Consider the following 14871-nt stretch of genomic DNA (forward strand, 5'->3'; position numbering starts at 1 on the left):
TAAAAAGCCATTGATGCAAAGGAATTGTGCTTCAAAAAAGGTGTCGTAATTATTCCATAAGTCCGTAGGGGAGAAGTGCGGTTAAAATGTCTTTTGCCTACTATACAAGCCATTAACACAAATTTTATGAAAACAACAGCCATTGCTCCCAAGGAGCGCATTCTACTCATTGACGGTCTGCGGGGTTTTGCCCTTTTAGGAATTCTCATTGCCCATATTACGTATTGGTTCAACGCAGGGCCTACCCCCAACGATATTTTTCAGAAATATACCAACGACATCGGTTTTCAAATCGCGGGGGCCTTCGAAGGGATTTTTGTTTCGGGGAAATTTTACACCTTTTTTTCCTTTCTGTTTGGTTTAAGTTTTGCGCTGCAAATGGAGAGCAAAAGTTTTACCATCGGGCGGTTTGTGTGGCGTTTGTTTATTTTGGGATTGATTGGTTTGGCGCACAGCCTGCATTGGCGAGGCGACATCCTAAGCATTTATTTTGTCGTAGGTTTGGTCATGATTTTGTTTCGCAATGCTTCCGACAAGGTGTTGATTATCGCATCGTTATTGCTGATTCTTAACCTTCCGATTCGCATCCGTGATGGATACCGGGTTTTCTATCCAACCCCGCCGCCAACGGCTCAGCAACAAAAACAAAATGAGCAAAAAAACAAGTCGTATTGGGATACCGTAAAAAAGGGGAATTACCGTGAACTCCTCATGGCCAATGTGCCCGCCATTGTCGATAAATTTGACTTTCAGTTTGACAGCGGTCGTATTTACATTACGCTCGGTTATTTTTTGTTGGGTTTGTTGGCAGGGCGACGCAAATGGTTTGCCAAATGGGAGGAGCACCGATTGTTTTTTAAAAAATGGCTTAAAATCAGCGGATTTGCCACTTTGGGTATCATTGCGGTGGCGGTTCCGTTGGGAATTTTCTTTGGCAGTGGCGAACCAAAACCGTGGTTTAACCTCCTGATGAGCGCGTTATATGATGTCCATTGTATGTTGCTGACGATTTTCTACATCGTGGGCATGACGCTTTTATTGCAAAAGAAAAGTTGGCAGGGAGCGTTGCAAAATTTTTCGGTTATCGGCAAAATGGCCCTTACTTCGTATCTAAGTCAGACCCTGATTGGGATAATTCTTTTTTACGGGGTAGGTTTCAACCTGATGGGCGAGGTAAACCCTTGGATTTGCTTGCTCATGACGATTCCAGTCTTTGTCGTGCAGATTATTTTTAGCCGTTGGTGGCTTTCAAACTACACCTACGGGCCAGTCGAGTGGCTCTGGCGTTCGCTTACGTACTTGCGTTGGCAGCCATTAAAACGCCGTGATTTGGTCGCTGAGTTTTAAACTAAACGTGCCGGCGGGTTTTCAAACCCGCCGGCACGTTTGCAAAAATTTAAAGCATGGGTATTTATAAACGAGTGAAAATTTATAGAGCTTCCCGCACGGGATGCCCCATCTCTACAACCCCTCCACCGTCGTCACATTATCGTCCGAAATTCGGTCAATGAGTTTGTTGTACGGGTCAATACCTGCTTTTTTGGGTTCGCCTTTGACGGTAAATTCGAGCGTGTGCTCGCCAGGGGTAAGCCAATGTTTTTTGAGGTACAGCGGCACTTTTTTCTTCATGCCTTTGGCATTTTTACCTTCTTCGGCAAAGATACCAATGTCAATATAATCGCGCCCTTTGCCCGTACTTATTTCCTTTCCTTGCTTGTCGTAGTAGAGTTTTTTGGCCTGTACGGTGAGTTTTACCTTGTACTCGTTGCCTTTTCCTTTGGTGGCTTCGGCTTTGGTAATTCGGTTTTCGTACAAGGCTATTTTCTCAAAACTATCTTGGGCAAAATACTGCAACGAATCAGGCACGACTTTCCGTAGTGCCGCAAACCACTTGCCCGAGGTTGGATACGGAGGTTTTTCCAGAAACGCATTTTCATTGGCAAAATCACTGAGGGCTTTGTTCATGTTCTTTTCTCCAATCAGGTCTTGCAAAGCGTAGAGTACCAACGAGCCTTTGTCGTACCACACGTAAGAACGGCTGTCGTTTTCGAGGAGCGTTTCTTCAAACTTGCTTTCGTTAGAACGCCCGCGCAGGTAGGCATCTAAGCAATACTTGAGGCGGTTTTGCATGGCATCTTCGCCGTATTCTTTCTTCAACACCATGAGCGAAGAGTATTCGGCCATAGATTCTGAAATCTGATTGGCCCCGCGCGTATAACTCGGACAAATCTGGTGCCCCCACCATTGGTGCGCTACTTCGTGGGCCGTCACGTAGTAGGCGTAGTCGGTGTCGTTGGGGTCAGAGAAATCGGCTACCCAGCCAAAACTTTCGGTGTAAGGCACGGTATTAGGAAACGATTGCGCAAAACCTGCGTAGCGCGGAAACTCAATAATCCGCATTTCGCTGTACTGATACGGTCGATAATTGACGTGATTGTACGCCAATGCATCCTTTACGCCTTTGATGAAATGGCCTAAATTCTTCTCGTGGCCGGGGTGGTGATAAATCGCAATTTTGATTTCCTTGCCGTCGGGGGCTTTCCAAACGTCTTTCTTGACCGTGTAGCGAGCCGAACAAACGTTAAAAAACAAGTCCATCAGCCCTTCTTGTTTGTAGTAAAAATACCGCCGTCCCTTGTCGGTCCACTCTTTTTGGAGGTAGCCGGGCATAATGGCAATCTGGTCGGGTTCGGTACTGACCGTGCCTTCAAAGGTCACCAAATCGGCATCGTCGTTGAAGAGCAACGTACTCAACCCAAAAGCATCGGATTGCGTAGGTAACGTATATTTCTTTTCGGGCAAACCGTATTTTTTGCGGTACTTATCCGAGTCAATTTTGTCGCCACCATAACCCATTGAAGGAAAGATTTGGAGGTCAAAAAATGTCCCATTTTCAACAATTTCACGGCTCAAACCGCTATTTTCAAAACCCCGGTTTTCGGCGCGTACAACCACTTCCATTTTTACGGTATCACCCGGTTGCAGCGTCTGGGGAAGACGATAAATCTGATACTCTAACTCTTTGTCATCCAAAATGATTTTTGGAGCTATTCCGTTGATGGTCAACTTTTTGATGTCGGTATGAGCGATAGGGCTACCCATGTTCAGGTGCAGAGAATCAATTGGCACTTGGGTTTTGTTGACGAGCGTAAATACACCTTGGGCATCACACGCCCGCTCATTCGGAAAAAGGTCAATATTCACCTTCACGTCTATCACTTTAGGTTGGGGCGTACGCTCGTACTTTTTGTATTTCTTCTCATAATTTGCGCCTTGTTGTCGTCCTTCTTCAATTCCGACGTATTTGTTTAGGATGCTCACGTTGTAGTAAATGTACGCACTTGCCCCCAGCCACAGCACCGTAAAAAGTGTGAGCCATGCGTATGATTTGCCGCTGAGACGCTGCTTCATCAATTGCCAACGGGCTTTGAAAGCATCTTCAGACCCTCGGTTCCAAAACAAATTGCCCACCACCAGAAGCAAAGCACCCAACGCCAACCAGTTAAAATGAAACCAAAAAAGGGGCTTGGCAAAATGACCAAAGCCATTCATGTCCGAAATGCGGTAGTTGGGGAAATAGCTGAAAAAGAACAGGTTGTAGTTGATTTCGGCAAAACTCTGAATGCTACCCAACAAAAACCAAAGCCCGATGGTAAGAATGTGTCCGAGAAATTTTTGGTTGACCAAAATATGCATAAAAAATGCCAACATCGCCAATTCGACGTATTCGGGAAACTCAATCAAATACAAGTCGGTGAAGTACTTATCAAACTCAAAGTTGAAATACCCTTTTATGATTTGATTGGCGACTCCGCTCACAATCACCAAGTTAGCTAGCACAAATCCAACCAACACAATGGCCAAAAACTTAGAGCCGTACACCATCCAGTTGGGTACGGGCAACGAGTCAGAGATGAGGTTGTACTTCACCGACTTGTCTCGATGGACTACTTCTCCCGTATAAAAAATCAAGATAATATACACGAACAAGCCATAGTTGAAGTCTTTGACCTCAATCATGTAGTAGGTCAAAGGCAATGAGGGGGTTCCGAACTGTGGGAAACCAAACCATCCATCCGTAAACAGAAAAAACAACGCCCCAACCATGATGGCAATAAAGTACGGGTCACGGATAATCTGCCCGAACTCCAACCACGCTTGGCTGAACATTTGGCGAAGAAAGATGCTACTTGAATAGATTTTATCGGCCACGGGCAAATCTGCCAGCGACAAACGGGTGGTTGGACGCTCTTCGTCTTTTTGTTTCTTGCCAAGCTTTACCGACAGAAACCGCTGAAAACTAAACCGATACAATACGCCCAAAAATACCACTAATCCTAAGCCTGTCCATATCAGGCGGTTGTAGAGGAGATTTCCTACGAGTGGGGCGGTGAGGGTGTTTTGTTCAAAAGGAGTCCAGTATTTAGTAGCGTTGTTGAAAGTGGTTAGCCCGAAGGGGTCAATCAAATCCACGAGGTTTTTGTTTTCCAAATCACGGGTCAAAACGGTTGAAAGTAGATAAGCAATCAGCAGTAAAATACCTCCCGAGTAGATAATAAACACCTTGCGTGTGAGTGCTACCAAACTAAAAAACAAACAGCCCGTAAACAGCATGTTGGGTACAACAAATAGCAAATAAGGCTGTATGTGATGCCATAGATTGACGGGAGCAAAGCGGCTTGCGTTTTCGGCCAGTCCGAGCAGGGGCCCTAAAATACCTCCCAGCAGGATGCCTAATACCATACCAAAACATACAAACAAAAGTGTAACAAATGACCCCAAAAAACGCCCCATTAAGTAGCCTTTTTCGGTAATGGGAAAGCTAAAAAAGTAATCTTTGGTGCCAAATTCTACATCGCGATAGATGGGTACACCCATGATGGCGGAGCTGATTAAGCTGGCAAAAATGGAGATGATAATCAGCATCTGTGAGATGGCGTAGGGCGAATTGAGATTGGCTTTTTCGGAAGCGGGACCGCTGCCGTAAATAATATTCAGGAACATGAACAAAAACAGCAGGCCAAAATACAGATAAGTGGCAGGGCGCTTGAAGCGATATTTTAACTCGAAAAGGAATATTTCTTTGAACATAATTTTAGGAGTGAGGTATGAGGAGTGAGTAGCGAGTAGTTTTTTACTTTGATGCTTCGATTGCGTGGGTGTACGCGTTCAAAAGTTTTGCTACTTCCTCCGGTTGATTTTGTAAAACCATTGTATCGGCATAAGCCAAATCTTGAGATAAGATTAGATAGTAGTGCGTTTCGTCCAAAGAACCTTGTGCAATATTCATAAATTTTATTTTATCTGGTTTTGTCCGTTTACGGTAGCCTTCCGTAATATTGGCAGCTACTGAAATTGAACTACGACGCATTTGTGAGACTAAACCAAACAATTCTTCTTTGGGAAAAGTACGAGTGAGTTGATAAACTGCCAAAACAAGTTGATGGGCTTTTTGCCATACAATTAACTCTTTAAATCCTTTTGATTTTTCCATTGTATCATTCAATGTTGTCGAGTTAAAACTCTATTTTATTCTCGCTACTCACTTCTCTCTTCTGGCTTCTAAAAATCTACACTGCCAATCCCACTCGTTTTGTAATTTCGGAGAAATAAACGTCTTCCAAATCGGCAGTGGCGAGTTCAAAACTGCTAAGTGGCTCCTCTGAAATGACCCTTATTTGGGTTTTACCCATTTTCAACGACGTAGAAATGACCTCATAATTGGTCTGATAATGCTCTAATTCCGACTTATCAATCATTTTTTTCCACACCTTACCGCTGATTTCTTTCACTAAGTCGTTTGGATTGCCTTGTGCAACCACTTCGCCGAGGCATATAATGGCCATGTCGGAACATAAATTTGTGACATCTTCCACAATATGGGTCGAGAGAATCACAATCGTATTTTCGCCGATTTCTGAAAGAAGGTTATGAAAACGATTTCTTTCGGCAGGGTCGAGACCCGCGGTCGGTTCATCCACAATGATGAGTTTTGGATTGCCCAACAATGCCTGCGCTATGCCAAAACGTTGTTTCATCCCCCCCGAAAATGTCCCTAAATTTTTCTTTCTGACTTGAAACAGATTTACTTTTTGCAACAGCCCTTCCACAATTTCTTTGCGCTGTTTGGCATTTTGGATGCCCTTCAAACTCGCAATGTGGTCGAGCATGGTTTCGGCTGTTACTCGTGGATATACCCCGAATTCTTGGGGTAAATATCCCAGTACTTTGCGAACTCCTTCTTTCTGACGAAGCACGTCTAAATCGCCCAGCATTACGCTACCACTGTCGGCTTCTTGGAGCGTAGCGATGGTTCGCATGAGCGATGATTTCCCAGCGCCATTGGGCCCCAGTAGCCCAAACATGCCTTGATTGATGGTCAACGATACGCCTTTGAGCGCTTGTACTCCATTTGAATACGTTTTGGAGAGATTTTGGATGGTTAGTTTCATAAAATATCTGTAAGGGTTGTTTTTACGAAAATAGTAAAAAGACATATAGAATCAGGATAAATTTTGGATTAAAGGCAACATAAGCAGATGAACGTCAAGCGGTAGTGCGGGAATAAGATGTTTTTGTATTTTTGTTAAAAACAAAGTCATAAAATGATGCCTTATCATCTACGCCGTTGGCAAATAGGCGACGAACCAGCGCTAGCCAAATATGCCAACAATTACCGAATCTGGCGTAACGTACGTGATTCCTTTCCGCATCCTTATACGCTCGACGATGCTCACCATTGGATTGAACTTTGTGAAATGGAAAAACGCCCTACCGTATTTGCCATCGACGTGGAGGGAGAAGCCGTAGGTGGGGTGGGAATCATCCTGCAAAAAGATGTTTTTCGTAAAAATGCTGAGATTGGCTATTGGCTGGCCGAACCCTTTTGGGGCCGGGGAATCATGGCTGAAGCGGTAAAAGAAATGACGGAATATACTTTTAGACACTACGAGGTACATCGGCTGTATGCTGGTGTTTTTGAATACAACCGCGCTTCTATGCGCGTGCTAGAAAAGGCTGGTTATCAGTTTGAAGCGGTGTTGCGGCAATCCGTCTGCAAAGAAGATAAAATATGGGACGAACATGTTTATGTAAAGTTTAGGGAAGAAACAAAGAACCCTGACAAGACTGGAATCTCGTCAGGGCTATTGTAAAGCATCTATTGCTCGACCCTTTTAGCCGCGCGGCCGGTGCCGATGACTAATACTTTTAATCTTCAAAAATGCGGTTTTCCAAGTGCTTTTCTAAATCCAGACGCGGAATTCCTTTTGACCACCATTCGGGTGCGGGTTTGCCTTTCAGTTGCGCGTCAAAAAATTCCATCATTCTTACCGAATAATCTTTGCGATTGGGTTGTTTGGCCAAGCCGTGGTTTTCGCCTTTGTACTGCATCATCACTACGGGCTTTTTTAGGCGGCGCAAGGCCGTATAAAATTCCACACCCTGCGTAAAGTCTACGGCACCGTCGGCGTCGTTGTGCAACAGCAACAGCGGCGTTTGTACTTTAGTGACGTGATAAATCGGTGAATTGCGGTGGTAGGCATCCCAGTTTTCCCAAGGAGCCACCAAGCGTCCTTGTGAGCCTTCAAAAATCTGGCCGTTGCTTGTACCGCTGTTTTTGTAAATGAGATTATACATCGAAATCATATCGGTCAGCGGTGCACCAGCGGCGGCGGCTTTAAACATATTGGTTTGGGTAATCAAGAAACTGGTCTGGTAGCCGCCCCACGAGTGTCCGTGAATACCCATGCGAGTTTCGTCAATTACGCCCGTTTTGAGTGCCGCTTTTACGCCTGGCAACACACACCACACAGCCGACATACCCGGGTCGTTGAGTTTGTACACTATGTCGGGAATAAATACGGCGTAGCCGTTGGAGGTGTAGATGGCTGGGTTCCAGCCTGTTCCTGAGTAGCTTGGGTTAGAGAAGTTGTGCAGTGATTGCGAAAGTTTTTCGTAGTAATAAATGATGGTTGGGTATTTTTTGCCCTGCTCATAGCCAGCGGGCAAAAACAGTGCTCCCTGCAACGAATCGCCTTTATCACTTACATAATCAACCAAACGCGTTCCTGCCGACCAAGCGTATTTGTCAAACAACGGCGCATTCTTGGTGAGTTGCTTTTCAGAAGTTAACTCCACACTGTTGCTCACAAAATACTGACGCGGTTTGGTGAATGTTTCTTTCGCAAACACGAATACATCGGCTTTTTTGGCTTTGGTGAGGCTTCCGATGGCCGCATCTTCCCAAATCAAAGGTTTGACAACCAACGTTTTCCCGTTTTCAATGCGCGCCAGACCGCTCTTTTTGGTCCATTCACCGTAGATGCGTACATAAATCGGTTTTTTCAAATCAATTCCTTTTTCTTCGGGGTCAAGTTGGTAGCGTTGCTCATAGCGGATTTTATCGCGTTTGCCATTTTGGGTTAAGTTGAAGGCTATAAGTGCTTTCCCTTTGGGGTCCTTCAAGTCGGTGGGCACTTGCCAAATATCCCAGCCATCGCTCAACAATACCGCTTTGCTGTCGTTGCTCCAGCCGATGATGCCGTACGGTGGCGTTTTTTGGTTGTGGTCGTCTTCTACGTCAACAAAAGATGTCTTGATGTCTTGGGTAAGATTGCGCGACGTTTTGTTGATCATATCGTACAAGAAATAATGCGTGCCTTCCCAGTAGAGAAATTTGGTTCCGTCGGGTGAGGGTTGCGGGCTGGCCCAGAAACTAGGCAAATAATGCTTCTCACGGATTTTGTCACGTTTGCCAGTTTTGAGGTCAACCAAATAAACATCGACATAATTTTGCCCGTCAAGGCTGCTTTCCAGTTCGTAGTTTGAATTGTCGGTTCCCAAGCCAAAGAGCTGTTTGGGCGCTGCCGATACGTTTTTAACGGTGCTGTCGGCCAATTGAATAAACTTCTTGGCGGCCACGTCGTACATCGACAGGTAATTCTGGTTTTTATCTTGTGTTTCCTGCACTTGCTGCCGCGATTGGAGGCGTTTGTCCTGCCAATGCCAAACGGTCACTTCGGGTTTTTCGGCATCGTCGGTTTTGGCGGCAACGGTGGTTTTGGTGGAATCCGTTTTAAGTTTTGCCAATGCTTTTTGTAAATCGTCAAGGGTTTTGAGGGTAGTATCGGCTTTGATTTTGGCTAATTTTTCGACGTCAGAAAGTTTTTTAGTGCTGTCCTTCTTGGCTTCGGCGGTTTTTTTATCATCTTTCTTTGCCAGTTCTAGTTTATGAATTCCGAAGAACAAACGCGTCAAATCTTCTGACCAATAAGGCGAACGGTTGGGGCTAACGGTCATTCCTTTCGGAAAATTAATGCTGTCGGTTTTGGGTTCATACGCGGTCAACTCTGGCATGGTTCCGAAGTTTTTGATGCCCAATACGCCAACGCGTTCATTTTTGTATTTTTCATCCTTCGTACTTTTTAGCAAGGCCAGTGCATCGCCCTTTTCGGTCCAGTTGAGCGACTGATAACGGGCTTTGTCATTGTCCATCGTAAGGGTTACGCCAGTGGTCATGTTGCGGAGTTGCACGCCATTTCCTGCTTTTTCGTTGGCATCAATGGTCAGCGCCAGCCAGTTTCCAGATTTGTCAAACGCCATTTCTGATACGTTGCCAATGTTTTGGATTTTGCTCGTGGCAAGGTCAAACAATAATAAATCGGAGCCTTTGGCGGCATCGCCGCTTGGAGATCCAGCGGGTGCACCTCCGCCTGCTGCCGTAAGTGACAACGCCAAATGCGTCGCTTTTTCGCCGTTGAAGGCAAAGGATTTTACGCGGTCAAATTCAGTTTTTTTGTTGGATGCCAGTTCTACCAAAAATACTTTGTCTGGAATCGGCTTGCCGCCGGGCTTAGTGGCGGCTTTCTTGTCTTTGTCTTTTGCAAACACCTTGAACGCAATCCACTTGCTATTTTCCGAAAAACTCATCTGTGCAAATGTCGGCGCACCGATGGGGTATACGTATTTGGTGGAGTCGGTTGTTTTTTGGATGATGAGTTCGGCGTCGCTTTCATACGTACTCAGCACGTATGCATACCACTGACCGTCGGGGGATAGCTGGGTGCCGCCAAAACCCGGTATTGCTTTCCACGTCAGTACGTCTTTCCACGTCATCGCTGGCTTGGGTTTAGGTTGGGCAATGGCGAATGTGCTGAGGAAGAAACCAAGTAGCACAAAGAGTTTTTTCATAAAAATTTGGAGTTTAGAAGGGATGAATTAAGAATTTTGAACAAATGTAAGCAAGAGCAGCGTTACTTGGTAAAGCAATTATTTCGCAACTTTTGCGGATGAAGATAAAAGAAAGGAAATTGTTATCTTCGCACCCTTAAAAAATTAAAATAGAAGCAAGAAGTGAGGCTCGAGAAGCGAAAATTATGGACTTCTTTCCTGCTTTCTTCTGGCTCTTTATCGTAGAAATGAGCAGAACTATCAATATAAACAACCGCCGTGCTTCGTTTGAGTACTTCTTTTTGGAGACGTATACGGCTGGAGTGGTGCTGACTGGCACCGAAATAAAATCTATCCGAGAAGGGAAAGTCAACCTGACCGACGCCTACTGTATTTTTCAGGATGGCGAATTGCTCGTGCATCATTTACACATTTCGCCCTACGAAAAAGGCACTTACGCCAACCACAATCCCACGCGCGACCGCAAGCTGTTGTTGAAAAAACGGGAGCTGAAAAAATTGCAGTTGAAGCTAAAAGACCAAGGATTGACGGTGGTACCGACGCGTATTTTTATCAATGAAAAAGGCTTAGCCAAAGTAGACGTTGCCCTCGCCAAAGGGAAGAAACTCTACGACAAACGCGAAACCATCAAAGATCGCGACCTCAAACGCGGTAATGACGAGTAGGGGTAGACCTTGCTTCTGCCCAAAAGTCAAGGTGAGATGCTTGATGGACTTGAAATTCTTGATTTCGAGGTTTTTGATGAAATTATCCATACGTAAATAAGAAATAACGACAGGCTCAAAGTTAAACAATTCTCCTTTCCCGTACTATTTTACGCTTGTGTTGGGTGGAAATCTACAAATAAGGCCCACGCCCTTAAAAACAAAAAAGTGCAGCCCTAAAAAAAAGGCTACACTTTTTTACCTTAAACCCTAACTCTAACTTCAAAAACAACAACTAAGCTACAGCCCCCTTCACTTTAGCAGATTCGGTCGCATTTTTAGCGATGCTGTATACAACCAAACCAAAGCCGATTTTATTGACGGCGTCGGCAATGTTGTACGCTAAATCGACGGGGGAGCTTTGGGTCAAATCTACTCCAGCTACAAGGCCGCTAAGGAGATTGCCCGGAAGCAACATGTAACCGATTGGATAGATGGCCCAACCTACGAAGGTAAACCAACGCAGTACATTATAACCATCTTTTACCGCTTGACTGTCGGATGCGGCGGCTACTTTGGAAGCCTCACCCATGTAGATTTCATAGATGATAGCGGCCCATCCAAGGGTAGAAATGACGCCCCACAGCACATTTGACTCAGGGCTGACGGCCTCACCAATGTAGCCCGCAACCAGCATGAGAATTGAACCTAACAAAAGTCTGACGAGCATACCGCTTTTGGCACCAGCAGGGCGCAAAATCAGGTAATACTCAATACACATCAACGGCACCGTCAAAGTCCAGTCGATGTATCTAAATTGAGTAGGCGAGGTGTGGGTTTCGAGCCATACGCCCCTCATGTAAAAATAATGTACTGCGGCAATGAACGTAATCAAAGCAGATACCAGCAGCGAGGTTTTCCACTTATCGGCCACAGTGCCGCGCTCAACGATAAAGAAAATAGATGCGGCCAACATTGACATGTAGCCCGTAAAAAAAGTAAAACCGATGTAGTCACCTGCGGCGAGTGCACCGTCTAAGAGAATGTTTAACATTTGCATTTTAATAAAAAGGTTTAGAGATGATACTGTTTGAGAATGATTGTTTCTCGTAGCATTAAAGAAAATGTTGAGTTATTTTGTTTATTATTTTTTAAAAAAAATTAAACAAAAAGTTGAAAACTTTCTAACGTATATTCTCTTCATGAGCCTCCATGGGTCATGTCAAAAAAATAGTTTGTTAGAAACTGAAAATTTGCCGTCTCATTTTTGTTCTGTTAAACGTTTTGGCATATAAATACTCTATATGAAGAAAATAAATAGGCCAATTTTTCTTCAATATTTATAGTGTATCATTTGTTCTTTTCGTTTTGAGACGTAAGGTTTTTTTGGGTAGAATAGGTAGTTAGTTCCTGATTTATATTAAGTTGTCTTGTTGGAGGTGATTATGAATGGTCGGTGTCGGTCGAATGTTGGATGACCGAACGAATGACAAAAAAGCTTACTAATGCTAAAACAATGTACAAGACATAGGGGACTTGAATCATGCGCTCAATCTGATAGCCAGTGTTATGGAAAACCACAAATACTACCATTGAAACGTATAGGTATGGCGACGCTATTTTTAGAAATTTCATATTTTTTCTTTTTTTTATAATGCACAAGATAAACTGAGTGTTTTTGATATTTGTTTAATAAATAAATGAAATAATTAAACAAAATAATCAATTTTTAACGATTGGCGTTTACCAATTTAGCATTCGATCTTGAACGTATACAGTCAGGGTACTTTATATATATGTTTTGTGGGGGAAAAGGGGCATAAGTATTACACCAAGGATTCGGTGGTTTGCCGCAAAAACGCGAACCATCAAACTAATTTTACTAATTTTGCCCTCTCAAATTTGACATTTTATCATTATGAGTAAAAGATACACCGTTACGGCCGCCCTCATATATGCCAATGGCCCCATCCATATCGGGCATTTGGCGGGCTGTTATGTACCCGCCGATATTTATGTGCGCTATTTGCGGGCCACAGGGGCCGAAGTAGCGTTTGTGAGTGGCACCGATGAGCACGGCGTGCCCATTACAATCCGCGCCAAAAAAGAAGGCCTAACACCCCAGGCCGTCGTCGACAAATATTATACCCAAATCAAGCAGTCGTTTGCGGATTTTGGGATTTCGTTCGATGTGTATTCACGGACAAGCCTGCCCATTCACCACGAAACGTCGCAGGAGTTTTTTAAAACCATTTACGACAAAGACGGCTTCATTGAAGAAACCAGCGAGCAATATTACGACGAAGTAGCAGAGCAGTTTTTGGCCGACCGCTACATCGTGGGTACTTGTCCTGTATGTGCCAATCCTAACGCCTACGGCGACCAGTGCGAGCGTTGCGGAACGGCGTTGAGTCCGTTGGAGTTAAAGAATCCGCATTCTACGTTGTCAGGTTCAAAACCAGTATTGCGAGCCACTAAAAACTGGTTTTTGCCGCTAGATAAAATGCAGCCTGACATTGAAAAATACGTCAGCAGCCATACCGAATGGAAGACCAACGTGGCCGGTCAGTGCCAGTCTTGGCTGAAAGAAGGGCTGCGTCCGCGCGCCATGACCCGCGACTTGGATTGGGGTATCAAAGTGCCGCTGCCCGATACCGACGGCAAAGTGCTTTATGTTTGGTTTGAAGCGCCAATCGGGTATATTTCGGCCACCAAAGATTGGTTGATTCAGAAAAATGGCACCGATGCAGGTTGGGAAACTTGGTGGCGGCGGTCGTCACCAGAAGACCAAGATACCAAATTGATTCACTTTATCGGCAAAGACAACATCGTGTTTCATTGCATCATCTTCCCAGCTACTTTGATGGCAATGGGCGATGATTATATTTTGCCCGACAATGTGCCCGCCAATGAATTCATGAATCTGGAAGGGGATAAGATTTCGACATCCCGCAATTGGGCCGTGTGGTTGCATGAGTTTTTGGAAGAAATGCCCGACAAACAGGATGTGCTGCGGTACGTGTTGACGGCCAATGCCCCCGAAACCAAAGACAGTGAGTTTACTTGGAAAGACTTTCAGACCCGCAATAACAGCGAATTGGTGGCTATTTACGGCAATTTCGTGAATCGTGCGGTGGTGTTAACGCACAAATATTGCGATGGTAAAGTGCCAATACGCGGTGAATTGACCGATTTTGATAAAGAAACCTTGGCAACGCTGGCGGCTTTCCCGCCCCGAATCGCCGAGGCCATCGAAACCTACCGTTTCCGCGAAGGCTTATCGTTTTTGATGGATTTGGCGCGTTTGGGGAATAAATACCTGGCAGAAACGCAGCCTTGGCAGGTCATCAAGACTGATGCCGATCGGGTGAATACCATCATGAACATCGCCTTGCAAATTGCGGCCAACTTGGCCATTGTAAGTGAGCCCTTTTTGCCTTTTACGGGAAACAAACTTCGCCAACAGTTAGGAGAAGGGCAGTGGAAATGGGAAGAAGCGGGAAGTGCAGATTTATTGGCTGAGGGACAGGTGATTGGCGACGCATTTTTGTTATTTGAAAAAATTGAAGACGCCGTCATTGAAAAACAAATTCAAAAATTACACGACGCAAAGAGAATGAATGAATTAGAAACCAAATCAGTGCCTGAGTTGAAACCAACGGTACAATTTGATGACTTTGCCAAATTAGACCTCCGCATCGGTACCATTCTGGAAGCTGAGCGGGTGCCGAAAAGCGATAAATTGTTGAAGTTTTTGGTCGACGACGGTTTTGAAAAACGTACCATTTTAAGCGGGATTGCAAAGCATTTTACACCCGAAGAAATGGTGGGTCGTCAAGTGACCTTCATTGCCAACCTCGCGCCACGCAAAATCATGGGGCAAGAATCCAACGGCATGATTCTCATGGCCGAAGACCGGGACGGTAGTCTTTCGCTAATTCAACCACACAAAGAAGTGTGGGCGGGTGCGTCGATTTCATAACGAGGGCTTGAAGTGTCATTGTAAAATCATTTCACCAAAAAGGGTAAATAGGTT

General features: G+C 44.8%; 10 protein-coding genes. 4 read left to right on the plus strand and 6 right to left on the minus strand.

What is annotated here, in order from left to right; translation table 11 throughout:
• Positions 1 to 126 precede the first annotated feature (126 nt).
• Entirely contained in the window at positions 127 to 1347 is a 1221-nt protein-coding gene (locus GVN20_RS20010) for a DUF418 domain-containing protein (protein ID WP_166560049.1), read from the plus strand.
• 114 nt (positions 1348 to 1461) lie between these two features.
• On the opposite strand, the gene GVN20_RS20015 is transcribed toward GVN20_RS20010, so the two are convergent.
• The 3 genes from GVN20_RS20015 to GVN20_RS20025 form a co-directional block, all read right to left on the minus strand.
• On the minus strand, positions 1462 to 5091 hold the full coding sequence (locus GVN20_RS20015) for a M1 family aminopeptidase (RefSeq protein WP_166560050.1): 3630 nt from the start codon (positions 5089 to 5091) through the stop codon (positions 1462 to 1464).
• A 43-nt stretch (positions 5092 to 5134) separates the two neighbouring features.
• Positions 5135 to 5494, minus strand: a complete 360-nt coding sequence (locus GVN20_RS20020; RefSeq protein ID WP_166560051.1) for a four helix bundle protein — start codon at positions 5492 to 5494, stop codon at positions 5135 to 5137.
• A 76-nt stretch (positions 5495 to 5570) separates the two neighbouring features.
• Positions 5571 to 6452: an ABC transporter ATP-binding protein gene (locus tag GVN20_RS20025; protein WP_166560052.1), complete on the minus strand. Its 882-nt coding sequence runs from the start codon at positions 6450 to 6452 to the stop codon at positions 5571 to 5573.
• A 153-nt stretch (positions 6453 to 6605) separates the two neighbouring features.
• Between GVN20_RS20025 and GVN20_RS20030 the strand changes: the two genes are divergently transcribed.
• The gene (locus GVN20_RS20030; RefSeq protein WP_310586835.1) at positions 6606 to 7154 is read left to right on the plus strand and encodes a GNAT family N-acetyltransferase; all 549 of its coding nucleotides are present in this window, start codon (positions 6606 to 6608) and stop codon (positions 7152 to 7154) included.
• A gap of 55 nt (positions 7155 to 7209) precedes the next feature.
• On the opposite strand, the gene GVN20_RS20035 is transcribed toward GVN20_RS20030, so the two are convergent.
• Complete coding sequence (locus GVN20_RS20035) at positions 7210 to 10191, minus strand: prolyl oligopeptidase family serine peptidase (RefSeq protein ID WP_166560053.1); 2982 nt, start codon at positions 10189 to 10191, stop codon at positions 7210 to 7212.
• Positions 10192 to 10418: 227 nt separating this feature from the next.
• Here GVN20_RS20035 and smpB point away from each other — a divergent pair, with 227 nt between their 5' ends.
• Positions 10419 to 10856 carry an SsrA-binding protein SmpB gene (gene smpB / locus GVN20_RS20040; protein WP_166560102.1) on the plus strand — a complete coding sequence of 146 codons (438 nt, stop codon included), beginning with the start codon at positions 10419 to 10421 and terminating at the stop codon, positions 10854 to 10856.
• Positions 10857 to 11130: 274 nt separating this feature from the next.
• On the opposite strand, the gene GVN20_RS20045 is transcribed toward smpB, so the two are convergent.
• Positions 11131 to 11895: a bacteriorhodopsin-like gene (locus GVN20_RS20045; protein ID WP_166560054.1), complete on the minus strand. Its 765-nt coding sequence runs from the start codon at positions 11893 to 11895 to the stop codon at positions 11131 to 11133.
• Between the two features lie 383 nt (positions 11896 to 12278).
• Complete coding sequence (locus GVN20_RS20050) at positions 12279 to 12470, minus strand: hypothetical protein (protein ID WP_166560055.1); 192 nt, start codon at positions 12468 to 12470, stop codon at positions 12279 to 12281.
• A gap of 283 nt (positions 12471 to 12753) precedes the next feature.
• Here GVN20_RS20050 and metG point away from each other — a divergent pair, with 283 nt between their 5' ends.
• The gene (gene metG / locus GVN20_RS20055) at positions 12754 to 14817 is read left to right on the plus strand and encodes a methionine--tRNA ligase (RefSeq protein ID WP_166560056.1); all 2064 of its coding nucleotides are present in this window, start codon (positions 12754 to 12756) and stop codon (positions 14815 to 14817) included.
• Positions 14818 to 14871: the final 54 nt, after the last annotated feature.

It is taken from the genome of Runella sp. CRIBMP, assembly GCF_009905605.1.
In the GTDB taxonomy this organism is placed as follows: Bacteria; Bacteroidota; Bacteroidia; order Cytophagales; family Spirosomataceae; genus Runella.

Excerpts from the sequence above, each read along its gene's own strand:
- GVN20_RS20045 (WP_166560054.1), bottom strand. The coding sequence starts at position 11,895 with ATGCAAATGTTAAACATTCTCTTAGACGGTGCACTCGCCGCAGGTGAC.
- smpB (WP_166560102.1), top strand. The coding sequence starts at position 10,419 with ATGAGCAGAACTATCAATATAAACAACCGCCGTGCTTCGTTTGAGTAC.
- GVN20_RS20035 (WP_166560053.1), bottom strand. The coding sequence starts at position 10,191 with ATGAAAAAACTCTTTGTGCTACTTGGTTTCTTCCTCAGCACATTCGCC.
- metG (WP_166560056.1), top strand. The coding sequence starts at position 12,754 with ATGAGTAAAAGATACACCGTTACGGCCGCCCTCATATATGCCAATGGC.
- GVN20_RS20010 (WP_166560049.1), top strand. The coding sequence starts at position 127 with ATGAAAACAACAGCCATTGCTCCCAAGGAGCGCATTCTACTCATTGAC.
- GVN20_RS20025 (WP_166560052.1), bottom strand. The coding sequence starts at position 6,452 with ATGAAACTAACCATCCAAAATCTCTCCAAAACGTATTCAAATGGAGTA.
- GVN20_RS20020 (WP_166560051.1), bottom strand. The coding sequence starts at position 5,494 with ATGGAAAAATCAAAAGGATTTAAAGAGTTAATTGTATGGCAAAAAGCC.
- GVN20_RS20015 (WP_166560050.1), bottom strand. The coding sequence starts at position 5,091 with ATGTTCAAAGAAATATTCCTTTTCGAGTTAAAATATCGCTTCAAGCGC.
- GVN20_RS20050 (WP_166560055.1), bottom strand. The coding sequence starts at position 12,470 with ATGAAATTTCTAAAAATAGCGTCGCCATACCTATACGTTTCAATGGTA.
- GVN20_RS20030 (WP_310586835.1), top strand. The coding sequence starts at position 6,606 with ATGATGCCTTATCATCTACGCCGTTGGCAAATAGGCGACGAACCAGCG.